This window comes from Butyrivibrio fibrisolvens (assembly GCF_023206215.1).
In the GTDB taxonomy this organism is placed as follows: Bacteria; Bacillota; Clostridia; order Lachnospirales; family Lachnospiraceae; genus Butyrivibrio; species Butyrivibrio fibrisolvens_C.
Genome location: NZ_CP065800.1, coordinates 1,585,360 through 1,610,776, shown reverse-complemented (window position 1 = coordinate 1,610,776; position 25,417 = coordinate 1,585,360). Strand labels below are relative to the sequence as shown.

General features: G+C 40.7%; 24 protein-coding genes. 5 read left to right on the top strand and 19 right to left on the bottom strand.

What is annotated here, in order from left to right:
• Nucleotides 1–345 precede the first annotated feature (345 nt).
• The 4 genes from nadA (at nucleotide 346) to I7804_RS06635 (ending at nucleotide 4,328) form a co-directional block, all read left to right on the top strand.
• Nucleotides 346–1,275 carry a quinolinate synthase NadA gene (gene nadA, locus I7804_RS06650; RefSeq protein WP_248405557.1) on the top strand — a complete coding sequence of 310 codons (930 nt, stop codon included), beginning with the start codon at nucleotides 346–348 and terminating at the stop codon, nucleotides 1,273–1,275.
• Between the two features lie 73 nt (nucleotides 1,276–1,348).
• Nucleotides 1,349–2,896 (top strand): L-aspartate oxidase, encoded by a 1,548-nt coding sequence (locus I7804_RS06645; RefSeq protein WP_248405556.1) that lies wholly within the window; start codon nucleotides 1,349–1,351, stop codon nucleotides 2,894–2,896.
• Nucleotides 2,808–3,698: a carboxylating nicotinate-nucleotide diphosphorylase gene (gene nadC, locus I7804_RS06640; protein ID WP_022754303.1), complete on the top strand. Its 891-nt coding sequence runs from the start codon at nucleotides 2,808–2,810 to the stop codon at nucleotides 3,696–3,698. The genes I7804_RS06645 and nadC overlap by 89 nt, the downstream gene beginning before the upstream one ends.
• A gap of 69 nt (nucleotides 3,699–3,767) precedes the next feature.
• On the top strand, nucleotides 3,768–4,328 hold the full coding sequence (locus I7804_RS06635; RefSeq protein WP_022758037.1) for a transcription repressor NadR: 561 nt from the start codon (nucleotides 3,768–3,770) through the stop codon (nucleotides 4,326–4,328).
• A gap of 127 nt (nucleotides 4,329–4,455) precedes the next feature.
• Here the strand turns inward: I7804_RS06635 and I7804_RS06630 are convergent, their stop codons facing one another.
• The 9 genes from I7804_RS06630 to I7804_RS06590 all read right to left on the bottom strand — a co-directional run bounded on the left by I7804_RS06630 (nucleotide 4,456) and on the right by I7804_RS06590 (nucleotide 14,640).
• Complete coding sequence (locus I7804_RS06630; protein ID WP_248405555.1) at nucleotides 4,456–5,511, bottom strand: electron transfer flavoprotein subunit alpha/FixB family protein; 1,056 nt, start codon at nucleotides 5,509–5,511, stop codon at nucleotides 4,456–4,458.
• 76 nt (nucleotides 5,512–5,587) lie between these two features.
• The gene (locus tag I7804_RS06625) at nucleotides 5,588–6,379 is read right to left on the bottom strand and encodes an electron transfer flavoprotein subunit beta/FixA family protein (RefSeq protein WP_248405554.1); all 792 of its coding nucleotides are present in this window, start codon (nucleotides 6,377–6,379) and stop codon (nucleotides 5,588–5,590) included.
• 143 nt (nucleotides 6,380–6,522) lie between these two features.
• Nucleotides 6,523–7,683, bottom strand: coding sequence for an acyl-CoA dehydrogenase (locus tag I7804_RS06620; RefSeq protein ID WP_022754307.1), 1,161 nt, complete (start codon nucleotides 7,681–7,683; stop codon nucleotides 6,523–6,525).
• 142 nt (nucleotides 7,684–7,825) lie between these two features.
• Nucleotides 7,826–8,704, bottom strand: a complete 879-nt coding sequence (locus I7804_RS06615; RefSeq protein WP_022754308.1) for a 3-hydroxyacyl-CoA dehydrogenase family protein — start codon at nucleotides 8,702–8,704, stop codon at nucleotides 7,826–7,828.
• Nucleotides 8,705–8,828: 124 nt separating this feature from the next.
• Complete coding sequence (locus I7804_RS06610) at nucleotides 8,829–9,623, bottom strand: enoyl-CoA hydratase-related protein (RefSeq protein ID WP_022754309.1); 795 nt, start codon at nucleotides 9,621–9,623, stop codon at nucleotides 8,829–8,831.
• A gap of 80 nt (nucleotides 9,624–9,703) precedes the next feature.
• The gene (locus I7804_RS06605) at nucleotides 9,704–10,906 is read right to left on the bottom strand and encodes an acetyl-CoA C-acetyltransferase (protein ID WP_027204189.1); all 1,203 of its coding nucleotides are present in this window, start codon (nucleotides 10,904–10,906) and stop codon (nucleotides 9,704–9,706) included.
• Nucleotides 10,907–11,368: 462 nt separating this feature from the next.
• A complete protein-coding gene (gene hpf / locus I7804_RS06600; RefSeq protein ID WP_022754311.1) occupies nucleotides 11,369–11,899 on the bottom strand; it encodes a ribosome hibernation-promoting factor, HPF/YfiA family in 531 nt (176 codons plus the stop codon).
• A gap of 261 nt (nucleotides 11,900–12,160) precedes the next feature.
• Complete coding sequence (locus I7804_RS06595) at nucleotides 12,161–13,450, bottom strand: C40 family peptidase (RefSeq protein ID WP_242994433.1); 1,290 nt, start codon at nucleotides 13,448–13,450, stop codon at nucleotides 12,161–12,163.
• Nucleotides 13,451–13,704: 254 nt separating this feature from the next.
• On the bottom strand, nucleotides 13,705–14,640 hold the full coding sequence (locus tag I7804_RS06590) for an NAD(P)/FAD-dependent oxidoreductase (RefSeq protein ID WP_022754313.1): 936 nt from the start codon (nucleotides 14,638–14,640) through the stop codon (nucleotides 13,705–13,707).
• A gap of 262 nt (nucleotides 14,641–14,902) precedes the next feature.
• Here I7804_RS06590 and ymfI point away from each other — a divergent pair, with 262 nt between their 5' ends.
• Nucleotides 14,903–15,625 carry an elongation factor P 5-aminopentanone reductase gene (gene ymfI / locus I7804_RS06585; protein ID WP_022754314.1) on the top strand — a complete coding sequence of 241 codons (723 nt, stop codon included), beginning with the start codon at nucleotides 14,903–14,905 and terminating at the stop codon, nucleotides 15,623–15,625.
• Between the two features lie 65 nt (nucleotides 15,626–15,690).
• Here ymfI and I7804_RS06580 read toward each other — a convergent pair whose 3' ends face one another.
• From I7804_RS06580 to I7804_RS06535, 10 genes are all read right to left on the bottom strand, one after another.
• Complete coding sequence (locus tag I7804_RS06580; RefSeq protein ID WP_022754315.1) at nucleotides 15,691–16,047, bottom strand: response regulator; 357 nt, start codon at nucleotides 16,045–16,047, stop codon at nucleotides 15,691–15,693.
• 31 nt (nucleotides 16,048–16,078) lie between these two features.
• Complete coding sequence (locus tag I7804_RS06575; protein WP_248405553.1) at nucleotides 16,079–16,966, bottom strand: hypothetical protein; 888 nt, start codon at nucleotides 16,964–16,966, stop codon at nucleotides 16,079–16,081.
• 43 nt (nucleotides 16,967–17,009) lie between these two features.
• Nucleotides 17,010–18,380 (bottom strand): SseB family protein, encoded by a 1,371-nt coding sequence (locus I7804_RS06570; protein WP_248405552.1) that lies wholly within the window; start codon nucleotides 18,378–18,380, stop codon nucleotides 17,010–17,012.
• A 211-nt stretch (nucleotides 18,381–18,591) separates the two neighbouring features.
• Nucleotides 18,592–19,884, bottom strand: coding sequence for a M18 family aminopeptidase (locus I7804_RS06565; protein WP_248405550.1), 1,293 nt, complete (start codon nucleotides 19,882–19,884; stop codon nucleotides 18,592–18,594).
• 65 nt (nucleotides 19,885–19,949) lie between these two features.
• Nucleotides 19,950–20,921, bottom strand: coding sequence for a serine O-acetyltransferase (locus I7804_RS06560; RefSeq protein ID WP_022754319.1), 972 nt, complete (start codon nucleotides 20,919–20,921; stop codon nucleotides 19,950–19,952).
• 201 nt (nucleotides 20,922–21,122) lie between these two features.
• Nucleotides 21,123–21,776 carry a hypothetical protein gene (locus I7804_RS06555; protein ID WP_022754320.1) on the bottom strand — a complete coding sequence of 218 codons (654 nt, stop codon included), beginning with the start codon at nucleotides 21,774–21,776 and terminating at the stop codon, nucleotides 21,123–21,125.
• Between the two features lie 211 nt (nucleotides 21,777–21,987).
• Nucleotides 21,988–22,455 carry a hypothetical protein gene (locus tag I7804_RS06550; protein ID WP_022758045.1) on the bottom strand — a complete coding sequence of 156 codons (468 nt, stop codon included), beginning with the start codon at nucleotides 22,453–22,455 and terminating at the stop codon, nucleotides 21,988–21,990.
• A gap of 10 nt (nucleotides 22,456–22,465) precedes the next feature.
• Entirely contained in the window at nucleotides 22,466–22,678 is a 213-nt protein-coding gene (locus tag I7804_RS06545; RefSeq protein ID WP_022754322.1) for a hypothetical protein, read from the bottom strand.
• A gap of 653 nt (nucleotides 22,679–23,331) precedes the next feature.
• The gene (locus I7804_RS06540; RefSeq protein ID WP_248405548.1) at nucleotides 23,332–24,471 is read right to left on the bottom strand and encodes an NAD-dependent epimerase/dehydratase family protein; all 1,140 of its coding nucleotides are present in this window, start codon (nucleotides 24,469–24,471) and stop codon (nucleotides 23,332–23,334) included.
• Nucleotides 24,472–24,532: 61 nt separating this feature from the next.
• Nucleotides 24,533–25,408 (bottom strand): ABC transporter ATP-binding protein, encoded by an 876-nt coding sequence (locus I7804_RS06535; protein WP_022754324.1) that lies wholly within the window; start codon nucleotides 25,406–25,408, stop codon nucleotides 24,533–24,535.
• Nucleotides 25,409–25,417 lie beyond the last annotated feature (9 nt).

The window sequence follows — 25,417 nt, the reverse complement described above, 5'->3', positions numbered from 1 at the left end:
TTATCCTTTTTGCTATAGCTTTTTATTATTCTTTTGTCTTCTTTAACTATATCAGTTCTGTTATAGTTTTATGTTCATCCTTATTATCTATAGTTTTTCTTTAGATTTTCTTTGATTTTTTATCTTTAACTCTAACCTTTTTACTATAACCATCTTTTATACTTTTCCTAATCTTCGCGCACCCACATTGTACTACTTTTTTACCGGTGATTACACCTGTCTTGTCAGGTGTAAATATCTATTTTTACATTTGTCTTGACTTATTGTAAAGGTAGTAGTATCATCTCCAATTAAGAATCATTGAAACTATTTTTTGATATACAAAGGCAAATTCAGGAGGAGTTTATGGACAAAATATCAAAGGAGATCAGAGATCTTGCCAAAGAAAAGGATGCAGTGATCCTGGCTCACTACTATGTTGACGGCGCAGTACAGGATGTAGCAGATTATGTTGGCGATTCATTCTATCTGGCCAAGGTTGCCAAATCCAACCCACACAAAACTATCGTATTCTGCGGCGTAACGTTCATGGGACAGTCCGCCAGCATCTTAAGCCCTGATAAGACAGTGCTTATGCCAGATCTTAATGCTGTATGCCCTATGGCTCTTATGGTAGATGCTGACAAGATAAGGCAGATGAGAGAGCAGTACGATGATCTTGCAGTTGTCTGCTATATCAACTCTATGGCAGAGATCAAGGCTCTTTCAGATGTATGTGTCACAAGCTCCAATGCTCTGAATATTGTTAAGTCACTTCCAAACAAGAATATCTTCTTCATTCCGGATGGTAATCTGGGACGCTTTGTGAAGGAAGAATGCCCTGACAAGAATGTGATCTTAAATCCCGGCTATTGCCATGTACACACTTCTATCACAGCAAATGACGTAGAGAGAGCCTTCAGAGAACATGAAAATGCTGAGGTTCTGGTTCATCCGGAATGTGTTCAGGAAGTATGCGAACTGGCTGACTTCATCGGCTCTACAAAAGAGATAATTGAATATGCTGAAAATTCATCTGCTACTGAGTTCATCGTTTGTACAGAGTCAGGTGTTCTTCACGAGCTTGAGAAAAGAGCTCCCGGCAAGAAATTCTACTTCGTTGGTGCCAAGCAGGTATGCCCTAACATGAAGAAAGTAACTTTGGAAAAAGTCCGTGACTGCCTGTTAAACGAAACCGGAGCCATCAGCGTAAGTGATGAGCTTAGACTTGCTGCTGACAAGCCTCTTGAGAGAATGCTGGAACTTGGCAGTGCAAAAGTACCTGTTACCGCCTAAATATTTTTTTATACAAATACTATTTGCGCTGAGCCTGTTGTATAAACTTAAGTGCCCAGCATGGAGGACTATTATGAATAGCGCAAAGAGTTTAAAAACTGATGTAGTGATCGTAGGAAGCGGCGTAGCCGGACTGTATGCAGCCATGAATCTTCCGGATAATCTCAATATCACGATCATATCTAAAGGAAATGTGACTGAGTGTGATTCCTATCTGGCTCAGGGCGGCATATGTATGCTGCGAGATGATGCTGACTACGATTCGTACTTTGAAGATACTATGCGGGCCGGACATTATGAAAATGATCCTGACTCTGTAGATCAGATGATCAGACAATCTCAGGATGTTATCAAGGATCTTATAAGTATAGGAACAGATTTTGAGAGAAATGCTGACGGAAGCCTTGATTTCACAAAAGAGGGAGCCCATTCCAACAAAAGGATCCTTTTCCACGAAGACATAACAGGTCAGGAGATTACCTCAAAACTCCTTGAAGCTGTTAAAAAGCTTCCCAATGTGTCAATCTATGAAAATGTCACTATGATAGATCTGATCACAAAGAAGAGCAATATTCTGGGAGATTCAAGCTGCCACGGTGTTGTATGCACAGCCTTACCTGAAAGTGAATTATCTGACAAGTACGGTATCTATGAAACCAATGATGGCAAGAAAATTGTTTTTATAGAGAGCTTTTATACAATCCTTGCATGCGGTGGCATAGGAGGCCTGTTTGATCACAGTACCAACTATCCTATCCTTACAGGAGATGCACTTGCCATATGCTTAAAGCATGGGATAAAGCTTGAGAATCCCGATTATATCCAGATACATCCTACTACTTTGTACACTGATCATTCATCTATGTATGTAGAGCATTTTGATGGAAGTAAATCCCTTAGGCCTTCTACTGATCTCTTAACAGATCGCGCTTTTCTTATATCTGAATCTGTAAGAGGCGAAGGTGGTATTCTTCTAGGTAGTAATGGTGAGAGGTTTACAGATGAGCTTCAGCCAAGGGATGTTGTAAGCAGTGCAATCTTCCAGCAGATGGAAAAAGAAGGTTCGAAGCATGTATGGCTGTCTATGGAGCATATTCCTGAAGATGAGATAAGGAACCATTTTAAACATATCTATGAGCATTGCCTTGAGGAAGGCTATGATGCTACCAAGGAACCTATTCCTGTAGTCCCTGCACAGCATTATTTCATGGGTGGGATCAAAGTTGACCTTAATGGTCAAACTTCTATGAGGCATCTTTTTGCAGCCGGTGAGACCTGTTGCAATGGTGTTCATGGTAGAAACAGACTTGCCAGCAATTCTCTTCTTGAGAGTCTAGTATGGGCCAAAAAGTCCGCATTACTTATCAAAGAAAAATATGACAAGCGTGTCGTTTTTAGTCATATCCCTTGCAGTGAAAATGCTTCGGATGTTTCTCTTACACAGATGGCACCTGAATGGATAGATACTATGACTCTTAAAGTCAACAACAAAAAACTTGTTTTAGCAGAAATTGAAAGGATGAAAGAATATCATGAAAACCATAAACCAAAGCAGTACATCACATCTCGCACCGGTAACTATGCGTCTTCAGGCAGACGACCTGATCCTGTCAGCGCTTAAAGAGGATATAACATCAGAAGATGTATCTACCAATGCTGTAATGCCTGAGAGCGTCCCTGGAACAGTTGATCTTATCGCTAAGCAGGACGGAGTCATTGCAGGACTGTCTGTATACGAGAGAGTCTTTACTCTTTTAGACCCTGATACTAAAGCTCAGTTCTATGTTAAGGATGGTGACCATGTTACAAATGGTCAGAAGATTGGTAAGGTTGACGGCGATATAAGAGTTCTTCTGTCCGGAGAACGTGTTGCACTCAACTACCTGCAACGTATGAGCGGCATTGCCACATATACTGCGAATGTAGTAGAATTGCTTAAGGGATCAGATATCAAACTTCTTGATACACGTAAAACTACTCCTAATATGCGAATATTTGAAAAGTATGCTGTAACAGTTGGTGGTGGTTACAACCACAGATACAACTTATCAGATGGTGTACTTCTCAAGGACAACCATATAGGTGCTGCCGGAAGCGTTACAAAGGCTATACAGATGGCCAAGGACTATGCACCTTTTGTCCGTAAAATAGAAGTCGAGGTTGAAAACCTTGATATGGTCAAAGAGGCTGTTGAGGCCGGCGCAGATATCATAATGCTTGACAACATGTCTCATGAAGATATGGAAGAAGCAATGAAGATAATTGACGGCAAGGCAGAAGTAGAAGTATCCGGCAATGTTACCAAAGAAAATATCAAGAGATTGGCAGACCTTGGTGTAGACTATATTTCAAGCGGTGCACTGACTCATTCATCACCGATCCTTGATCTGTCTATGAAGAATCTGCATCCTGTAAATGATTAACATCAAATAAGGTAGGTGTCAAAAACTTTTGACGCCTTATGACGAACGGATTGTTCTGGAGGTGGAAACTTGCGATTATCAGGTGAGGAAAGAAGAAATAACATACTGGAGATTCTGGCTGCTGCTTCTACACCTATATCCGGGAGTAAGCTTTCCAAGGAGCTTGGTGTAAGCCGTCAGGTGATCGTAACCGACATAGCACTTATCAAGGCTACTCACCCTGACCTTGTTGCCACTAATTCAGGTTATATCCTGATGCATGCCTCTAATACAAGACGCGTATACAAAGTAAGACATACAAATGATCAGATTGAAGATGAACTATCTGCTATCGTAGATCTTGGAGGTAGTGTCCAGAATGTATATGTAGAACACAAGGTATATGGCACTATAACAGCACCTCTTCAGATAAGTTCTAAAAGAGATATCCAGAACTACCTTCGAGATATGCGCAGCGGAGTCTCATCTCCTCTTTCATCTATTACGGACGGTTACCACTACCATCTGATAGAGGCAAGGTCAGAGGCTATTCTGGATGAGATAGAAGATGTCCTGAAACAGAAAGGATATCTGATAGAAACCCAGAAAGCTCCGGTTATATATGAGCCTAAGAACTATTCGACTATATGATCGATTAAGATAATAAAAACTACCCATGTTTAAATATGTGGGTAGTTTTTTAATTAAGAATTTTAACTATTTTTTAAAATAAAAAGCTTCCCGCCATACCCACGGGAAGCTTTTTTATATGGATAAATTATGCCTCAGTCTTAGCTGCAAGTGCATCCTTTATCTGCTTTGTAAGTTCAGGAACGATCTTGTTAAGATCTCCTACTACGCCGTAGTCTGCTACGTCGAAGATAGGTGCGTTCTCGTCCTTGTTGATAGCAATGATGATATCAGACTCTTCCATACCTGCTACGTGCTGGATGGCACCTGAAATACCGATTGCGAAGTATACATGAGGACGAACTGTCTGTCCTGTCTGACCAACCTGAAGTTCCTTTGGCTTCCAGCCGTTATCTACAACTGCACGTGAACAGGAAACTGTTCCGCCAAGTACTTCTGCAAGATCTTCAAGAATCTTGAAGTTCTCTGGGCTGCCTACGCCACGTCCGCCGGATACGAGGATCTTAGCATCAGCGATGTTAGCAACGTTAGCCTTCTCCTTAACGATCTTAAGGATCTCTGTGTAGCAGTTGTTCTCTTCAAATCCAGGATTGAACTTAACAACTTCTGCCTTTGCACCCTTAACAGGAGCGATCTTCTGCATAACGCCAGGACGAACTGTAGCCATCTGAGGACGGAAGTTCGGGCAAGCGATAGTTGCGATTGTGTTTCCACCAAATGCAGGACGAGTCATAAGAAGCTGTTTATGCTTCTGCTCCTGTCCAGGCATAGGATTGAGCGGGAAATCACCGATCTCGAGCTGTGTACAGTCAGCTGTAAGACCTGTGTGTACACGAGAAGATACACGAGGACCAAGGTCACGGCCGATTGCTGTAGCGCCTACGAGGAGGATCTCAGGCTTGAACTCTTTGATTACCTCTGCAAGAGCGTGTGTATAAGGCTCTGTTCTGTAATCCTTAAGTGCAGGATCATCAACTACGATGACTCTGTCAGCACCGTACTCAGCAAGCTTATCGGAAAGACCTTCAACGTTCTCACCAAGAAGTACTGCTGTTACTTTCTTTTCATCAAGATCTGCTGCGAGATCTTTTGCCTTGCCCAGAAGTTCGAGAGCTATGTTGCTGAGCTCATTATCAACCTGCTGAGCGAAGATAAATACACCCTTATATTCTTCTAAAGACATGTTCATTCTCCTTTTATACTAAATAATTCACATCTTGCATAGCAAATCATTACTATGATTCGCCACGTACGGATTCTTAGATTACGTGCTTCTCATCAAGCTTGCCAAGGATGTACTTAACAGCTTCATCGGTACTGTCAGGAGTAACCTTCTCACCAGCACCCTTCTTAACCTTATCTGAAGCCTTGGCAATCTGTGTAGGAGAACCTTTAAGACCGATATTCTCATCAGCTACATCCTTAAGATCAGCTCTGCCCCATACAGTAACTTCTGCATCGAAAGCATCAAAGATTCCACCAGGAGTCATGTATCTAGGCTCACCAAGCTCTGAAAGAGCTGTAATAAGAACAGGCATCTTAGCCTTTACCATGTGGTAACGGTCTTCGAACTGTCTCTTAACTGTAACTGTTTTCTCCTTCTCATCTACAGAAATCTCTTCTGCGTATGAAATAACCGGGATTCCAAGGTGCTCAGAAATCTGAGGACCAACCTGAGCTGTATCACCATCGATAGCCTGACGGCCTGTGATAACGATATCATACTCAAGGTTACGGATTGCTCCGGCAATTGTTGATGATGTTGCCCATGTATCTGCGCCGCCGAGTACTCTGTCTGTTACAAGGATTGCTTTGTCAGCACCCATTGCAAGAGCTTCACGAAGAACTGCATCAGCCTTAGGAAGACCCATTGTTACAACTGTAACTTCAGCACCATACTGATCTTTGAGCTTAAGAGCTGCTTCAAGACCTGCTTTATCATCAGGATTCATGATAGCAAGCATTGCGCCTCTATCAAGAGTTCCATCCGGTTTGAATTTAACGCCGCCCTTTGTATCAGGGACCTGCTTAACACAAACTACTACTTTCATGTTTTTCTCCTTATATTTGCAGAATCTGAACTATATAAGTTCATTTATATATGCTTTTGTATACGCATATCTGGATATGCATTTTGACGATCATATATCATATTAATACTTATCATCAAAATAATATTGCTTCTTATATCCTGTTATGCAAGTAAGCTTCCTGAGATAACCATACGCTGTACTTCTGAAGTTCCTTCGTAGATCTCAGTAATCTTAGCGTCACGCATCATACGCTCAACTTCGTACTCTCTGATGTAACCATAACCACCAAGGAGCTGTACGCACTTAGTTGTAACGTCCATAGCTGTCTCAGCAGCGAAAAGCTTAGCTTTAGCAGCTTCTACAGAATATCTGTCCTTAGTTCTCTTAGCTTCTGCAGCTTTGTATACAAGGAGCTGTGCAGCTTCTACTTCTGTTGCAAGATTAGCAAGCTGGAACTGTGTATTCTGGAACTGAGCGATTGAACGACCGAACTGCTTTCTCTCTTTTACATAAGCGATTGTTCTCTCAAGAGCGCCTTCTGCAAGACCAAGAGCCTGCGCAGCAATACCGATACGACCACCATCAAGAGTGTGCATAGCGATAGGGAAGCCCTTTCCACGAGCACCAAGCTGATTCTCAGCAGGGATTACGCAATCCTGGAAGATAAGCTCATATGTAGCTGATCCTCTGATACCCATTTTGTGTTCCTTAGTTCCGAATGTGAAACCAGGTGTACCCTTCTCAACGATGAATGCAGTAAACTTCTTCTGCTTTCTGCCCTTCTTGTCTTCTACGATATCTGTGTAAGCGATGATGATATAAACATCAGCTTCTTTACCGTTTGTGATGAAGCACTTAGAACCGTTAAGTGTCCATGTCTTGCCATCTTCTGAAAGAACAGCCTTGGTCTGAACACCCTGAGCGTCTGTACCAGCGCCAGGCTCTGTAAGACCGAAAGCACCAAGCTTCTTACCTGAAGCAAGATCCGGAACGTACTTCTTCTTCTGTTCTTCTGTACCAAATGTAAGAATTGGATCTACGCAAAGAGATGTGTGTGCAGATACAATAACAGATGTTGTACCGCATACTTTAGCGAGCTCTTCTACACACATAACGTATGTAAGAGGATCGCATCCCTGTCCGCCATATTCCTTCGGTACCGGAATTCCTAAGAATCCGCTCTTTCCCATCTTAGTAACTGTCTCGCGTGGGAAAACTTCTGTCTCGTCTGTCTCAATTGCGAGAGGCTTTACTTCTTTTTCTGCAAATTCTCTGAAAAGAGATCTTGCCATTTCATGCTTCTGATCCAGCTGAAAATCCATGTTTTTTCTCCTTTAGTTCTATTGTGACGGCACTGCCGCCAATTTATTCTATCAACACAGGCATTTTACAAATCAAAGACTTGCTATAACCCGTAACTCCCGGGATGGATATGTGCCCATCCCGGGAAGCTGATTAGTGATATTAAAGCTTGTCAACAGGAGTCTTTGTTCTATCTTCGTTGTACTTATAGAAACCGATACCTGACTTAACGCCGAGGTGACCTGCACGAACCATCTTACGAAGAAGTCCGCATGCACGATACTTAGAATCCTTAGTCTCATTGTAAAGAACGTCCATGATAGCAAGAACGATATCAAGACCTACATAGTCACCAAGTTCAAGGGGTCCCATAGGATGGTTACATCCAAGCTTCATAGCTGTATCGATACCTTCGATGTCTGAAATACCCTCTGAATATACGAAGATACCTTCGTTGATAAGAGGAATGAGAATACGGTTAACTACGAAACCAGGAGCCTCGTTAACCTGTACAGGTGTCTTACCAAGAGCCTTGGAGATCTCGATAACCTTCTGTGTTGTCTCCTTAGGAGTGTTAGCGCCAGAGATAACCTCGATGAGCTTCATAACAGGAGCAGGATTGAAGAAGTGCATACCGATGATAGGTGTCTTAAGACCTGCACCAATCTCTGTGATAGAAAGAGATGATGTATTTGAAGCATAGATACAATCAGGGTTCTTAACGATGTTCTCCTGAAGTTCCTTGAAGCATGCCTTCTTGATATCCATAACTTCAAGAGCAGCCTCTACTACAAGATCAGGATCTGTAGCGATTGTGTTAAGACCAGTCTTAACCTTTGCTACGATAGCGTCTGCAGCTTCCTGAGTCATCTTTTCCTTCTTAACAAGACGTCCAAGATTCTTCTCGATCTTGCTCTTACCGCCATCAGCAAACTCCTGCTTGATATCGCAAAGATATACTGTCTCAACAGCGTCACACTGTGCGAATGCCTGTGCAATACCTGAACCCATTGTTCCTGCACCAATTACAGCTACTTTCATTGTAAATCCTCCTTAGATATATTTTATCTATTATTTTCTGTCAAAAGATATAATCTTATCATTTGATAAAAACAGTTTTCATTTATGATGATAAGATTCATATTGTTTCATAAATCCTGTCAGATCAAGCGTTCTTGAAATCTACGTGCTTAACCTTCTTAGGATCATCCTTCTTACGAAGGAAGTTAGCCATTCCTTCTACCTGATCCTCTGACTCAAAGCATGAACCAAAGAGCTTCTCTTCGATAACAAGTGCGCTGTCAATATCAGTCTGAAGACCATCATTGATTGCTTTCTTACAAGCACGAACAGCAATAGGAGCGTTGCCTGCGATTGTAGCAGCAAGCTTCTCAGCTGCAGGAAGAAGCTCTTCCTGTGTGTATACAGCATTTACAAGACCGATACGAAGTGCTTCATCTGCCTTGATATTACGTGCTGTGTAGATAAGCTGCTTGGCCATACCAACACCAACAGTTCTAGCAAGTCTCTGTGTTCCGCCAAATCCAGGTGTGATTCCAAGGCCTACTTCAGGCTGACCGAACATAGCATTGTCAGAGCAGATACGAATATCACAGCTCATAGAGATCTCACATCCACCACCAAGTGCAAAGCCGTTAACAGCTGCAATAACAGGGATAGGAAGTGTCTCAATTTTACGGAATACATCATTACCCTTCTTACCAAAAGCTTCGCCTTCTGCCTTAGTAAGTGTTGACATCTCTCCGATATCAGCGCCGGCAACAAAAGACTTGTCTCCTGCACCTGTAAGAACAAGTGCTCTTACTGTATTTAAGTCAATGTTATCAAGAACTGTATTAAGTTCATCAAGAACAGCTGAGTTAAGAGCATTAAGTGCTTCCGGACGGTTAATAGTTACAACAGCGATCTTATCTTTCTGTTCATATAAAACAAAGCTCATTGATTCGTCCTCCGATTTTATCCAGTATTAAGAGGGTGTAGATAAGTCCATACAGGCTATCACACCCTCTGTAAGTTTAATTATTCGTACTTCTCAACGATAGTAGCGCATCCCATTCCGCCACCGATGCAAAGAGTTGCAAGACCCTTCTTAGCGTCTTTCTTCTGCATCTCGTGAAGAAGTGTTACAAGGATACGAGCACCTGAAGCTCCAACAGGGTGACCAAGAGCAATAGCACCACCGTTAGGGTTAAGCTGCTTGTCAACGTCGATTCCAAGATCCTTACCAACTGCTACAGACTGAGCTGCGAATGCTTCGTTAGCCTCGATGATATCGAACTCAGATACGTTCTCGATACCAGCCTTCTTCATAGCCTTCTTAGTAGCTGCTACAGGTCCGATACCCATTACTTCAGGACGAACACCAGCAAGTGCTCCAGCTACGAATGTAGCCATAGGCTTAACACCGAGCTCTTTAGCCTTCTCTTCTGACATAACAACAAGTGCAGCAGCACCGTCATTGATACCTGAAGCGTTACCAGCTGTAACAAATCCATCCTTGTTGATAGGACGAAGCTTAGAAAGAGATTCAGGAGTAACACCCTGTCTAGGACCTTCATCTGTATCGAAGATGATAGTCTCTTTCTTCTTCTTGACCTCTACAGGAACAATCTCATCCTTGAATGCACCAGATTCAATAGCTGCGCAAGCCTTGTTCTGGCTCTTTGCTGCGAACTCATCGAGCTCTTCACGTGTAAGACCCCATTCATTGCAGATGTTGTCTGCTGTCTGGATCATATGATAATCATTGAAAGCATCCCAAAGAGCATCTTTAACCATAGTGTCTACAAGACCACCCTGGCTCTGGCTAGGCCACATCATACGATATCCGTAACGGCCATTAGGAAGTGCAAATGGTGCAAGTGACATGTTCTCCATACCACCGGCAACAACGATATCAGCATCTCCAGCCATGATCATCTGAGCTGCCTGGTTAACACAGTTAAGACCTGAACCACATACAACGTTAGTTGTAACTGCAGGTACTTCTACAGGAAGACCAGCCTTGATAGAAGCCTGACGAGCAACGTTCTGTCCCTGTCCTGCCTGAATAACGCATCCCATGTATACGTGATCAACATCTTCAGGCTTAACACCTGCACGTTTAAGAGCTTCCTTGATAACGATAGCACCTAAATCTACTGCAGGAATTGTGCTAAGAGATCCACCCATTGTTCCGATTGCTGTACGACATGCACCAGCTAAAACTACTTTCTTTGCCATTTTTATACCTCCGTTGTGTAATTGAGCTCATTTGAGAGCTTTGAGTTACATATTTAGTTGTATTGCCTGATAAATTTGTAAAGCTTTTGTTACCATGTATATTCATATTTAATGAGTATTTTCCTTAAGATGGTAACGATTGTTAATTTTTTATCACAACAGATTCATTATAACATAATGTCTGCTGAGATTGCAATATTTTTAACAAAGTGTAAGCGTTTACAATTCAAAAAAATTCTGCTCATACCCAAGCGGGGTTTCAGTATATGGAAACGTGGATGAATACAGCATCCGGAACGATTTATAATCAAGATAGCGTATAGTTTTCAATGGAAACTCACCAATGAAAATTATATATCTATTTACATAGTTTCTTCAAGAAAAAAAGCAACAAAAAGAGGATGTGCAAAATCATCATAATGCACATCCTCTAAAATTACTTATTCAGTTACAAAAAGCATATCAAAGTTCAGGTTCAATAAGACCGTATGTGTTGCCTTTTCTCTTGTAAACTACGTTGGTCTCATCTGTCTCTGCATTGATGAAAACAAAGAAATTATGTCCAAGGAGTTCCATCTGTACGCATGCATCTTCAGGATACATAGGCTTAAGATCAAACTTCTTGACTCTTTCAATACGAATATCGTCATCATCCATGTAATCCTGCTCTAAGAACTCCATCTTAAAAGAGCTCTTCTCAGCCTGATGCTTGTCAACAATCTTATTCTTATATTTCTTGAGCTGACGTTCGATGACTTCTTCGACGAGATCAATAGAAGCGTACATATCGCTGCTGACCTGCTCAGAACGGATGATCTTACCTTTGACCGGGATCGTAACTTCGATCTTGTGACGATCCTTCTCAACATGAAGTGTTACATTAACATTGGTATCAGGATTAAAATACTTCTCAAGCTTACCAAGCTTGTCTTCAACCGCTGATTTAAGTCCGGGAGTTACATCAATGTTCTTACCTATAATTGTAAATTTCATGGCAGTCACCTCTTTACTCGGAAATAATTGATGATTTCCTTTGATAGGTATAGTATAGCATCTTTACATTCAAATATGCAATTAAACATAGCTAACATTAGCATTGTTCACAGTTTGTTCATGACAGGAAGTCATCGTAATAAATATCGGATATAAGTGAGGCACGGATGCCGAACGCCGATATTTATGTCATGACAGCATTTCTATTAAGACAAAACTGCCCTTTGCATTATGCAAAGGGCAGTTAATAATATCTTATGATTAGAAAATTCTACGAACAGCAAGTGGTGTTCTGTAATTAGCGTTAGAAATGATAATACCGGTCTTGGATGTAGAAGCATGTACTATCTGGCCACCGCCAATGTAGATAGCAACGTGTCCTGAGTAACATACGATATCACCAGGCTGTGCATTTGCAAGTCCGTCTACAGCAGCACCTACATTTCTGTCAGCAGCTGATGAATGAGGCAGGCTAACACCAAAGTTAGCATATACGCTCATTACGAAGCCAGAGCAGTCACATCCGTTTGTAAGGCTTGTACCACCATATACATAAGGATTACCTACGAACTGTACAGCAAATGCTGCAACAGCTTCTCCGATAGAGCTCTTCTCTGTTGTGAAGGATTCAGCTGACTTAACGCTTGATGAAGATGATGACTTGGAAGTATTAGCACTAGCAGACGCTCTTGCAGCTTCCTTGGCAGCTTCTTCCTTAGCAAGTCTTGCTTCCTCTTCGGCTTTGGATTCAGCCTCAACGAATTCAGTAGAAAGTCTTACGTAATCCATTGATACGTAACCTTCACCTTCCTCGATCTCGACTTTAACCCAGCCATCCAACTCTTCTTTTACAACAAGTTCATCATCGATAGGAACAAGTCCAAGAACTTCTGACTCTGTACTTGCTTCCTTACGAACTTTAAGTGTTGTAGTTGTTACTGTAGCAATACGTGTACCAACCTTTGGTGCAAGTTCTACAGCAGCTTCTCCTGTTACACAGTATTCAGCTTTGACATATCCGGTAACAGAACCTGATTTGATCTGATACCATCCATTCTCTTCTCCAAGGTAAGTACCTACGGAATTATTATAAAGTTTACCAACTATCTCATCATTCTCACTAGGTCCACTTCTTACATTAACATAGTCATGTACCTGAGCGATAACAAGGTTTGAAAATGTCTCTTCCTCGTCATTAGTAGTGGTGGTAGCACCGGTTGCCTCTTCAATATCGTTAAGAACTTCTTCATCTACTCTTGATGAAAGAGGAGTAGTATTAGTAGTCTCTTTAGTTGAGGTCGTTGAAGATCCGGATGAGCTGCTTGTTGATGAGCTCGAACCATCGGAAGCTGAGTTAGCTGATGAATCAGACTGTGCGTCTTCCTGAAGGTTTGATACTTCTACCTGATCTGAAGCAAGTTCATATCCAATTCCGGCGGAAGGAAGTACTGATGTCACTGATGAACCAGCCATTGCTTCTATTCCCGCGCCTGTAAATGTCACAGCAGCCGTCAACATACATACGGCGAACTGCCTACCAAATCTGTTCAATGTTTGGCCTCCCTACATTGTTACGAAATTGTTACACCGATATTTAATATAACCCTTGAGTCTAATTTTGTCAATACTTGTAGCAATTTTAAGATTTAATAATTTACTTTATCTTAAAATTCCACAAAATATGTGCTTTTAAAGGCTATTATTTTGACACTTTTATCAATAAAAGAGGCTCAAGTTATCTGACAACTTGAGCCTCTCTTATTAAAATTGTCCGAGTTGAATATATAATTTCAAGTAAAAAATTGTTACGATTTTCCCACAAGATAGTCTTGAATAGCTGTAACAGCATTAGCACCATCGGCTACAGCCGTAACAATTTGGCGAAGGCGTTTCTTTCTTGCATCTCCGGCTACGTAGATTCCGGGATGTGAAGTAGCACCAGTTTCCGGAGCTATTATATATCCTTTTTCATCACACTCAACAAGGTCTCTGAATTTTTCTGTTTCAGGTGTGATTCCTACAGCAACAAAGCATGCATCTGTATCGAGAGAATTTTCTTCTTTTGTCTTAACATTTTGCACAAGAACAGATTCAACTTTACTGCTTCCTCTTATCTCTTTAACAACACTGTCCCAAACAACTTCTACATTGGGAAGGGACAGAAGTTCATTCTGAAGTGTCTTGGCAGCTCTGAGTTCATCTCTTCTATGAATCAGATATACCTTGCTACATCCCCTTGCAAGAAAGATTGCATCCTCTACTGCTACATCACCGCCGCCTACTACAACTGCGGTCTTGCCTCTAAAGAACGCTCCGTCACATGTAGCACAGTATGATACGCCTACTCCTGTAAATTCATCTTCACCAGGTGCGCCAAGTTTTGAATGATTAGCACCTGATGCTATGATAATGGTATGTGTCTCATATGATCCATTGTCAGTATTAACTTTAAATACCGGAAGCTTAGTATCATTTCCTTCTTCTACTACTTCTATTCCTGATACATTACCTTCAAGGAATAAAGCCCCGAGTTTATCAGCATGTTCTCTAAACTTCATTCCCATATCAAAACCATTGATACCCGGTAATCCAAGATAGTTATCAACTTCATAAGTGTTAAGGATCTGGCCGCCTGATGTGAACTCTTTTTCTATAACTGCAACATTAAGATCAGCTCTCTTGGCATATACTGCTGCTGAAAGTCCTGCAGGACCGCTTCCTATAATGAGTGTATCGTACATAAATAGACCTCCTTATGATTCGTGGACATTATTAAAACATTTCGTATTTTTGCCGTACTATTTAATTGCGTGCAATCTTTCTATATTTTTATAATATTCATAAAGTTTGTCTTTTGTCAATTACTTTGTTAACATTAGCTTATAACAAGGCTTTTGTAAGCAATTTATGATTATTGTTTATTATCTAAACATAAAATACGGACAGTTTTTCACAGGACAATACCCAGTGTACTGACTGTCTTATTATAAAAGGAGTTATAAAATGGACGATTACGTTCTTGTAACAGGTGCATCCAGAGGCATCGGCAAAGCTATAGCCAATGAGCTTGCCAATAAAGGCTATAATCTGTATCTTACATGCCTTAAACATGGCGATGACTTAAAGTCGTATAGTGCAGAGCTTTCTGCTAAATACGAGATCAACTGTATACCTTTTGTATGCGACATCGGAAATTATAACGATGTTGCTGAAATGTTCGAGCAGATTCCTAGAGTTAATGTTGTTATCAATAATGCCGGAATTGCCTGGCTTGGTCTTCTGACAGATATGGAACCTCACGAGTGGGACAATGTTATAAGGACTAATCTGTCATCTTTGTTCAACACTTCAAAATGTGCAGTCCCATTAATGCTACGTCAGGGAGGAGGAAAGATCATCAACATCTCTTCTGTATGGGGGCAGGTAGGAGCTTCTACTGAAGTTGCCTATTCTGCAAGCAAGGGCGGTGTTAATGGATTTACAAGAGCTCTCGCCAAAGAACTGGCGCCATCCAATATAAGTGTAAATGCCATATCCTGCGGTGTCATCGATACGGATATGAACAGGTCTCATCTATCTGACGATGATATGGAAGATCTCAGAAACGAAATACCGGCGGGCCGATTGGGCACGCCGGAAGAAGTCGCAGCTATGGTATTAAAAGTTATAGAGTCCCCCAGCTATATGACAGGACAGATCATAACGCTTGATGGCGGATGGATATAAGTAGCCACTTACTTTACTCGCAACACGAGGCTTAGTTTGAAAATACTGTAAGACATAAAGAGCTCTTATGAGAGCTCTTTTAAAGTCTTTACAATAGCCTCCTCATCAAGTGGCTTAGAGATAAACTCTACAGCTCCTATTTTGAGAGCTTCCATCATCTTCTGCTTCTGTCCGGCTGCAGTTACCATGATAACCTTAGCCTGAGGGTCTAATCGCATAATAAGTTTTAAAGAGTCTATGCCATCCATTACCGGCATAGTGATATCCATGGTGACAATATCCGGCTTAAGTGTCTGATATAAGTCATAACCTTCCTTGCCATCTACTGCTTCGCCAATAACTGTGTGACCATTACGTTCAAGAATGTCTCTAAGTACTCTTCTGGATGTTCTGGAATCATCTACTATAAGTACGTTTGCCATGCCTTTTCCTCCTCACAACTCATTATATGTCTCAAACAATTTCTGTTTTTGTTGAATCAGATATATTGATGAATATATTTGCATTTGTGCAAAAAACGGGAAGTGAATAAACCACAGGAGCCTTGATATTAGCAAAATGCGTAATATAGACAGGAGGTTCTAGATCTATCATCTCGCTATCACTGCTTTCCTGTGTGACATATATTCCATTAGTACAATTGATGAATTCGCAAAGCGCATCAAGCACATCTTCTCGGGTTTCTATAAATTCTTCTTTGGTATAACTCATTGCTACCTTCTGAAGATCTGTATAGCTTCCTGAAATGCTGTTGCAGAGCTTATCTCTTCCGATGGTCTTCTGATAACCGACACATTCTCCTGATACGTTCTCTTTCTTTTCAAGATAACCGATAGTAACATGCTGATCTATGAGACGATAAACATTTTTAACCGCAATTGTAAGCATCTTGACAGTCTTCTCATCAGCATCTTTGGTGAAGATCGGAACTATCCTGGAGATATCATTGCATTTAAGTGCATCTATATCAGACTCCATGAGTCCATACTTTGATGCATACTCCAAAGATAGTTCTGATATCTCCTGGAGAGTCATAAATCCAAGATCTACCAAAGCTTGAGAAAAGGCCATAAATTCATTGCCCTGCTTATCCAAGAGCCTGGAAACCTGCTCAGGAGATAGATACCCCAATTCAATAGCAAGGTCACCAAAGAATTTGTCGTGAGTTGACTGAAGGGAATTAATATGTTCTGCCTGAGGTATACTCATAAGCTTCTCGGTAACAGCTATAACACCGAGTCTGGCTCTGTCTATAGCCTGTTTTTCATAAACCTGCTTAATCTGTTCACCTGTCAGCCTTCCCTGTTCAACAAGATAATAGCCTAGCATTCGATCAAACATTTAAACCGCCTTTCAGTAGAAGGTTTACTTGTCAGTCTTAGTCTTAGTTCTCAGGTGTGATATCAGCTGCTTCTACGCTGCTATCACTTGTTTGTGTAGAATTTGTATTTTCACTTGCCTCATCAGCATCCTGTGTGCGTTTGGGCATCTGAATGATCTTGTCTGCAACGTCTTCAGCACTTGCTCTTTTGATAATATCCTGAGCATTTGCTTCATTTACAGTTTTACCTGCATTCTTGGACTCTGCCATCATACGTGAAGCTGCTTCGAGTGCCATCATCTTGTCCTTAGGAAGCATGATATTCTCTCCCATAGGATTGATAGCAAGTCCGTCCTTGTCCTGAACAAATCTTAAAATATCGCTGAATCTGAAGACAGCGCCTTCAAATCCCTCTCTGCCAAACTTCTTGGAGAATTCTATACCATCTGTAAATATCGGAAGAAATAACTTTCCATTATTGGTCTTCATAACAGGGAAGCGAAGCTTGGTATCTTTGTTGAACTTAATACGTCCATCATTCATCATCTCAGCAGGTCCTTCGTGCTGGATAGGCACGATATAACGTCCTGCTCTTGCAAGAGCTACCATTCGAGCTTCCTTGGTCTGTACTACCTGTGCTCTCTTCTCATACTTAACAGGCCAGCGAGCTTCTGATAAAAAGTCAAGCATCGCAAGTCTGAGCTGAGGATTCATGGGAGCTTTCTTCTGGTCCTGACCAAAATCAGGCGGAGCTACAATCTCGCTTCTTGAAAATCTAGCTCTGTAACGACCATTGTCAATAATGATCCTTTCGATTCCAAGATAGTACAGATAATCAAAGAATCCTCTGTCTGTACTCTCTGCTCCCTCAGGAACAGCAGGGCAATCCTTAACGGTAAGCCTTCTATACTGCTTGCCATAAGCTGCAGCTACCTGCTGCGCTATCTCTTTTTCCAGATAGATGTATGCAAATCCGTTCTCTATAAATGGAAACTTGGTCGCATCATCATAGAGACAATAGATCATCTTGGCATCACGAACTCGGTTTAACAGTTCGTTGTAAAGAATACGATGATTCTCACTAAATCCTTTTAGTTTACCTTTTGAGTTATAAAACTCAAGTGTTGTAAGTACAAATAAAAGTTCCGGAAGTGTAAGAAATTTAAGTGTATCAAGACCTATCTTCTCTTCATAAATAAGTGGTCCTATCTCGTCCTTACGTTCCTGAGATACCGGATCCTCAAACACATCAGGCTCTTCACCCTGTGTACGAATTCTTGAAATTGGAACCGGATGCGGCCATTCAAGGCCTTCATGTGCTGCGATCTGGTCTTCCTTTTCTTTGATGGCCTCCTCTTCTTTGCGCTTTTCGGCGAGCGCAGCGGCCTCTTCTTCTTTCTTTTTGTTTCCCCCGAATAAGTCAAATAAACCCATAAAGCATAGTCCTACTTTCATTAAAGCTATTCATCTTATAATTATAAATGATTATAAATGATGTTACAATGATGTTCTCTATCAAATCATCATTCTTTAAATTAAAGGAATGAAGTAATAGCCCCTCTATCAGCCTTCAAACACAATATATCCATGGATTTAAAAACTGATAAGAGGCGTATTATAAACCGTTCACTATGGTCTGCAAAAATCACATGTGAACATCAATATCTGATTCATAGAAAGCCTTGACACCTTCTGCCATGTATACCGGATCCTTGGCGCCTGCTGTCTCATAAGGAGAATGCATAGCAAGCTGGGCAAGTCCTATATCTACTGTATTAAGAGCAACCTGAGTATTGCTGATATTTCCAAGTGTAGATCCGCCAGGCATGTCACTTCTATTAGTAAACATCTGATAAGGAACCTTGGCCTTGTCCAGAACCATTCTGAACATAGCTTCAGATGCTCCGTCAGTTGTATACTTTTGGTTTGCATTAAATTTAATTACTATACCCTTGTTAATAGCAGGACGATTAACAGGATCTGCCTTATCTGTATGATTAGGATGCATAGCATGCGCATTGTCTGCTGAGAGCATGAAGCTCTGTGCAAGAGCTGTATGATACTGTTCTCTTGTGCGTCCAAGGCCTTCATTGATTCTTTCAAGAGTGTCTTTTAAGAAAGTTGATGCTGCACCCTGCTTAGTTCCGCTTCCAACTTCCTCATTATCAAATACACAATGTACAAGTGTATGTGATGTAGACTCAGCATTAAGGAACGCTTCAAATGTTGTATATACACACTCCTGGTCATCAAGTCTTGATGAGCTTATATATTCTTTGCCGGCTCCCCATACTGTAGGCTTAACTCTGTTATAAAGAAAAAGGTCACTTCCAATAACTTCAGAAACCTTTACTCCTGCAGCCTTAGCTATAGTTTTGTCAAATGTTCCCTTTGTAGCAATATCACCGAAAAGAGGCTGCATATCCTTCTGAGCATTGAACTTATAGCCATTGTTGGCCTCTCTGTTCATATGGATAGCAAGAGACGGCATCATAACAAGATCCCTGTCTACGTTTATAAGCTTCATAGAGATGGAATTGTCTGAGTCCTTCACAAATACTCTTCCTGCAATTGATAACGGTCTGTCAAACCAAGGGCCATCAAGCATTCCGCCATAGCCTTCAACATTAAGCTTTACATACATACCACCTTCAGTCATTTCAGGATTTTCCTTGATCTTGAAGGATGGTGAATCGCTGTGGCTTGCTGTCATAAGGAAGCCTTTGAAAGACTTCTTAGGAATCTGGAAAGAAATGATAGATGAACCGTTACGTGTAACATAATACTTGCCACCGGCTTTGAGCTTCCAGCTTTCAGACTCGCGAAGCTTTGTATATCCTTCGGCGTCAAGCCTGGTCTCCATATTGCTGATTACGTGGTAGCATGTAGGAGATGCATCGATGAATTTGAGCATATCCTTAGTGATCTTTTCAAACATTTGTAAATCCTTCTTTCAATAAATATCAAATTCGCGAATCGCTTCGCATTATAAACATTTTAATATCAGATAACCCAGTCATTACCATAACCGCCGCACCAGCATTCGCCCTGTTTGAACTCAGCTGATGAGTATTCCTTGCCATTGCCATCCTTATAGATAAGTTCCTGGTTCCTTATGGTAACTCTGGTATCTGCAGGTACTGATGCTGTAATGAAACAGTTAGATCCAACTACAGAATCATGTCCTATGATAGTCTCTCCTCCTAGTATAGATGCTCCGGAGTAGATAGTAACATTGTCTTCTACGGTAGGATGTCTCTTCTTGCCACGAAGGTCCTGTCCTCCTCTTGTGGACAAAGCTCCAAGGGTAACACCCTGATATATCTTGACATGTTCGCCGATAACTGTCGTTTCACCAACTACTACACCTGTTCCATGATCTATCATGAAGTATTTGCCAATGGTAGCTCCAGGATTTATATCAATACCTGTTTTGGAGTGGGCATACTCTGTCATCATACGCGGGATAAGCGGTACTCTTAGTAAAAAGAGCTCATGAGCAAGCCTGTTAACAGTTGTTGCAAGTATTCCCGGATACGAAAGAACTATCTCTTCCTTACCATATGCTGCCGGATCGCCGTCAAATGTAGCCTGTACATCAGTATCTACGAATTCACGGATCATGGGAATACTCTCACCAAATTCACCTGCTATACGCTTAGCAGCTTCTTTCCTTAAACGCTCGTCCGTATCTCTGTACTCTTCGTTGTAGGTAAGAGCGATAGTGATCTGCTTCTCAAGATTGTACATGACATCTTCTATGAGAACTGACATACGGTTTCTGTCATTAAAACTCCTGTACACTCTGTCTCTATAATATCCAGGGAAAATAACATTAAGAAGTTTATGAGTAATATCCTCAACCGCTTTGGAGTCAGGCTGGCCAAACACATCCATCTTGTCTACATCGCGTTTTTTGTCATAATCCTGAAGTATTACTTTTATAATGTGATCTATATCATGATTATTAGGCATTGGTTTCTCTTCACCCTTTCTTGTCGGTTTCCGAAAAATAGCAATCATTTGGATTATAACATAAATTTCGGCGTTCGGCTTCCATGCCTCACTTTTATCCGAAATTTATTACGATAACTTCCTGTTATAAACATAAATTACACACATAGACACAAAAATCGCAGGCGGCATATACCGTCTGCGACATATAAGTAGTTTGTTTTATTTTCTGAATGCTCCGATTCCCTTTTGAGATGTATTTTCTTTATTTTCACCAATCTTGGAGAACACAGCGATTACAGCTCCAATACCTGCAAAAATATACTGCTGTATAAGCATTTCATTAAAGGCATCTCCCAAATTAAACTGTGCAATCTTCTCATCTACCTCAATAAATGCTTCAAATACGTTGTAGCCTTTAAAAGCGCTTGTTATATCTAGTGCAAAGCAAAATCTTGTTCCTACATATACCATTGCCAAAACTGCAATTATGCTTATAACTATACCTTTTTTTGTCTTTCTTCCGGAAAGCATCTCGTATCCCTTAAATGCGCATAGTCCCATAATTACACCTGTATAGAATGCGACTCTTCCAAGCTTGTACAGAACTACCATGAATACAACACCAATAAGTGCACCGCCTATAGAACCCAATATTCCAAGTCCAACATTTTCTTCTTTTTCCATTTCAGCTGCCATCTTATCAGTACTTACAGCCTTACCATTAAGCATAGCTGCATGACCACCCTGCATATATGAATTCTGCTGGCCATTGCCCTGATATATATTATTTGAATAGTTAACATTCTCATTGGCGCTGCCCTGAAAGTATGCGCCCTGACCATTATTAAGCTGATTGTTCTCGTATTGTTCCATTTTAAATTCCTCTTTTTATTGTATTATTTGTACTTAAGAAGCCATTGCTTCTTTTAAATTAATCCCTGTTATATCCTATAAAAACATCTTATAAAAATATCTTATAAGAATCTCTTATACGCTCAAAAAAACCAGGTATGCTGCGTCCTTTGCGGCATGTCCTGGTATCTTCAGCCCTCTTTTAACCTTAAGCTTTCCTTAGGTTTTTAGATCATTTAATTAATAAGCCATTATTAATCGCATGATCCATGAGTTGGATGAGTTCCATCGCACTCTGAAATTTACCCCGCTTATTCTCCTCTGCCCACACGACTACTCCTTGCCATGTGGCATGCTGTCTGAACTTGACCTGAATGATGAAGGTTCCCATATTTCCTCTCATCTTCTGGAGTCGTTCAATTTTTTGTTCAAAATCGCTTGTCCTGATGTTGCCGGATCTTGTTACTGCATGGGTACGCATAAAGCTGCGTTCATTAAGTGCTCTCTGCGGGTAATTCCATCTATCGTAAAGATCATCCATGTGAATTACCATTTCATTGATACCTGTGAATTGAAACGCTGAGGCATCATAAGGCTCCCATACCCTTCCAATGAAGTCTCCGTTCTCACATCTATCAATGCCCACGCATATTAAATTGGGTGCATATAGCTTTTGCTGACTGCTCTCAAGTATCTCCATATTAAGCTCCTTAAGAAACAGATGAGGCTACATCGGCCTCTTCAGCTTCGTTGACAGCGCTGTCCATCATCTTGATAAGTTCAAGTGTGCTTCTGAAGACTTCTTTGCGTCCTCCTTCAGCCCAAGTGACTTTTCCCTGCCAACTACCTTTTTCCTGGTGCTGAATTTCTACTATGAAAGTACCTTTTTTGTCCTTACTGTCATTCAGCTTGTGAATGCTCATGAATTTTCTCCCTTTCATTTTACATATTATACCCAAGAAATTTACATAATTAGATTAACATTATATACATCATACAAAATATCATATTTCGGTTTTATTTTGATTTTTATTTGATAATATTTAAGAAAAAGAAAATGCAGGCATCCAGTAATACTGTAGCCTGCACTCTCTTATGAGGGGTATTGATGAGATATACGGCAATAGAAAACTAATGCTCAGGTTTTAGTATTCCATTGCCCACCTTTGTCTGCAGTATTGCTGCTGACATGATGTATTATTACACGCTAACCTAAATCAAAACTAAAAATGTTTTTTAGATAACTAAAAATCCCGGTTATTTAGTTAGATATTTTTTCTAACCAAATAATCGGGATCTTTTTACATCCTGTAATTAGAAATAGAAGTATAAGTTTGAAAGTGTTCCACTTTCAAACCCAAATTGATGACGCAAGCTCCATCAATTTGAACCATTAGTCACTCGCTTTGCTCGCGACATGAGGTTAAGTTTGAAAGTGTTCCACTTTCAAACCCAAATTGATGACGCGAGCTCCATCAATTTGAACCATTAGTCACTCGCTTTGCTCGCGACATGAGGTTAACCATGTACTTCTATACATTCTCTTTTTTAGTCCTATAAAGATGAAAAATCATATTCAAATGCCCTGCTGCTTCATGCTTGACATCATGCGTCTGTATGCATCTTCAAGGCTATAGGAAGGTTCCCATCCAAGGCTCCTTAGCTTAGCATTAGATAGTTTCATCTTGGTATCTGCTGCATAACCGAACTTATTATCTTCAGGTATGTCAAATACTACCTTGATCTTACCTTCTGCAAGCTTCTTAGAGGCAAACTCAGCCATGCCTGCTATGGTTGTATGTGTATCTTCATTACTTACATTGTAAGCAGCAGAATTGTCGCCTTTTATAAGTATCGTAAGAAGACCTCTTATTGTATCAGCAGTATAGCAGTAGTTACCTTCTGAAAGTCCCTTTGTATGAAGAACTATATCCTGCTCATTCATCACACTTCTTGCAAACTGTGCAAATACTCTGTTTTCTCCGGGAAGTATTCCGGCTCCGAATGTCTGAGACAGTCTTGCAATCTTGGCCGGAACACCAAATTCCTTGGCATATGCTATGCACATATTCTCGCACATGCGCTTGGTAAGCTGATAGTTGCTTCTTACAACAAGCGGATCGATATATCCCATCACATCCTCAGTTACTACTGTAGGTTCAAAGAAACTTCCGTATACTTCCATGGATGATAAATAGACAAAAGAACTGCATCCAAGTTCTCTTGCTACTTCCAGCATGTTCTTAGTGCCATCTAAAGCTGTATCTATTGTCTCTACAGGCTTTTCAACCATAGTTTTTGAAGCTGTTACTGCTGCGCCGTGAATTATATAAAAAGGTGCGTTTTTTTTGTCATCAATTCTTGAGACATCAACATATGCAGACTTTACTGCAAGAAGCAGTCCGTCTCTGTCATTAAGATCAGCTCTGACAAATGAGATATCTCCGCGTCCAAACAGATCACCATAGATAGACTGTGCCTTATCAATATTCCTTACAAGAGCAAGAACACTGATATTAGCGTCTTTAAGTCTGTTCATTGCAGCAAGGCTCTTGACCATCTGCATACCTACAAGTCCAGTTGCACCTGTTACCAGTATTATGGAATCTTTGAGTTTCTCAAAAGGAAGGGTCTCGCAAAGCGCTGTGTTTTCGAGATCCTCCTGAAGAGTTCTATCATTAGGGCTTTCTATAATATTGCTACCGTATACGTTCATCATTAACCTCGTCTAACTCAAATCTAAGCTAAAGAAAATCAAACTATATCAATAGATATATTTATTTAGCCTGTTCCTTGGCCTTGGCTTTGGCAGCTCTTTCAGCTGCTTTTCTGTCTTTCTCTGCTTCTTCCTGCTCAAGTCTTACTTTGTGTCCCTTGGCAAGTTTTTCTATATCTTCCGGTTTTTTAGGAAGTTTTTTGGTCATAAGGAATTCTTCGTAAGCATCACAATACAGATCAACCTCATCAGTAAAAGCAACCTGTTTGCCATGATCAAGCCATAAAATCTTGTTACAAAGCTCTCTAACCTGAGAGATTGAATGGCTAACCAGAAGACCTGTAACACCACTATCAAGGATCTCTTTCATCTTGTCGCCGGACTTCTTCCTGAATGCACCATCACCAACTGACAGTACTTCATCGAGAATGATGATATCAGGATTGACAAGACATGCTATTGAAAAAGCAAGTCTTGATTTCATACCGGATGAGAGCTGCTTGAATTCATAATCCTGAAATTCTTCAAGCTCTGCAAATTTGATGATCTCATCATATTTTTCATCAAGAAACTGTCTTGTATATCCAAGAAGGGCGCCTCGAAGGTATGTATTCTCCTTAACGGTCATATCTCCGTCAAATCCGCTGGCAAGCTCAAGTAGAGCTGCAATATTGCCCTTAGTATGAAGTTCTCCATATGTAGGGATCATAATGCCCGTCACAGCCTTTAAAAGTGTAGACTTACCTGCACCATTGGAACCAATGATACCAAGCATGTCTCCCTTTTCAAGCTTGAAAGTTACATCCTTGTCTGCCCAGAATTCCTTGACATGATAATTACCCTTTAAGTGACGGATAACATATTCTTTTAAACCTATAGCCTTAAAATCACCCGTCATATAACGGATGCTGACATTATTACATTCTATAACTGACATAACGTTAAT

Coding starts and splice junctions, on each gene's coding strand:
- nadA (WP_248405557.1), top strand. CDS start 346: ATGGACAAAATATCAAAGGAGATCAGAGATCTTGCCAAAGAAAAGGAT.
- I7804_RS06645 (WP_248405556.1), top strand. CDS start 1,349: ATGAATAGCGCAAAGAGTTTAAAAACTGATGTAGTGATCGTAGGAAGC.
- nadC (WP_022754303.1), top strand. CDS start 2,808: ATGAAAACCATAAACCAAAGCAGTACATCACATCTCGCACCGGTAACT.
- I7804_RS06630 (WP_248405555.1), bottom strand. CDS start 5,511: ATGTCTTTAGAAGAATATAAGGGTGTATTTATCTTCGCTCAGCAGGTT.
- I7804_RS06625 (WP_248405554.1), bottom strand. CDS start 6,379: ATGAAAGTAGTAGTTTGTGTTAAGCAGGTCCCTGATACAAAGGGCGGC.
- I7804_RS06620 (WP_022754307.1), bottom strand. CDS start 7,683: ATGGATTTTCAGCTGGATCAGAAGCATGAAATGGCAAGATCTCTTTTC.
- I7804_RS06615 (WP_022754308.1), bottom strand. CDS start 8,704: ATGAAAGTAGCTGTAATTGGTGCAGGAACAATGGGTTCAGGTATTGCA.
- I7804_RS06610 (WP_022754309.1), bottom strand. CDS start 9,623: ATGAGCTTTGTTTTATATGAACAGAAAGATAAGATCGCTGTTGTAACT.
- I7804_RS06605 (WP_027204189.1), bottom strand. CDS start 10,906: ATGGCAAAGAAAGTAGTTTTAGCTGGTGCATGTCGTACAGCAATCGGA.
- hpf (WP_022754311.1), bottom strand. CDS start 11,899: ATGAAATTTACAATTATAGGTAAGAACATTGATGTAACTCCCGGACTT.
- I7804_RS06590 (WP_022754313.1), bottom strand. CDS start 14,640: ATGTACGATACACTCATTATAGGAAGCGGTCCTGCAGGACTTTCAGCA.
- ymfI (WP_022754314.1), top strand. CDS start 14,903: ATGGACGATTACGTTCTTGTAACAGGTGCATCCAGAGGCATCGGCAAA.
- I7804_RS06580 (WP_022754315.1), bottom strand. CDS start 16,047: ATGGCAAACGTACTTATAGTAGATGATTCCAGAACATCCAGAAGAGTA.
- I7804_RS06575 (WP_248405553.1), bottom strand. CDS start 16,966: ATGTTTGATCGAATGCTAGGCTATTATCTTGTTGAACAGGGAAGGCTG.
- I7804_RS06570 (WP_248405552.1), bottom strand. CDS start 18,380: ATGGGTTTATTTGACTTATTCGGGGGAAACAAAAAGAAAGAAGAAGAG.
- I7804_RS06565 (WP_248405550.1), bottom strand. CDS start 19,884: ATGTTTGAAAAGATCACTAAGGATATGCTCAAATTCATCGATGCATCT.
- I7804_RS06560 (WP_022754319.1), bottom strand. CDS start 20,921: ATGCCTAATAATCATGATATAGATCACATTATAAAAGTAATACTTCAG.
- I7804_RS06555 (WP_022754320.1), bottom strand. CDS start 21,776: ATGGAACAATACGAGAACAATCAGCTTAATAATGGTCAGGGCGCATAC.
- I7804_RS06550 (WP_022758045.1), bottom strand. CDS start 22,455: ATGGAGATACTTGAGAGCAGTCAGCAAAAGCTATATGCACCCAATTTA.
- I7804_RS06545 (WP_022754322.1), bottom strand. CDS start 22,678: ATGAGCATTCACAAGCTGAATGACAGTAAGGACAAAAAAGGTACTTTC.
- I7804_RS06540 (WP_248405548.1), bottom strand. CDS start 24,471: ATGAACGTATACGGTAGCAATATTATAGAAAGCCCTAATGATAGAACT.
- I7804_RS06535 (WP_022754324.1), bottom strand. CDS start 25,408: ATGTCAGTTATAGAATGTAATAATGTCAGCATCCGTTATATGACGGGT.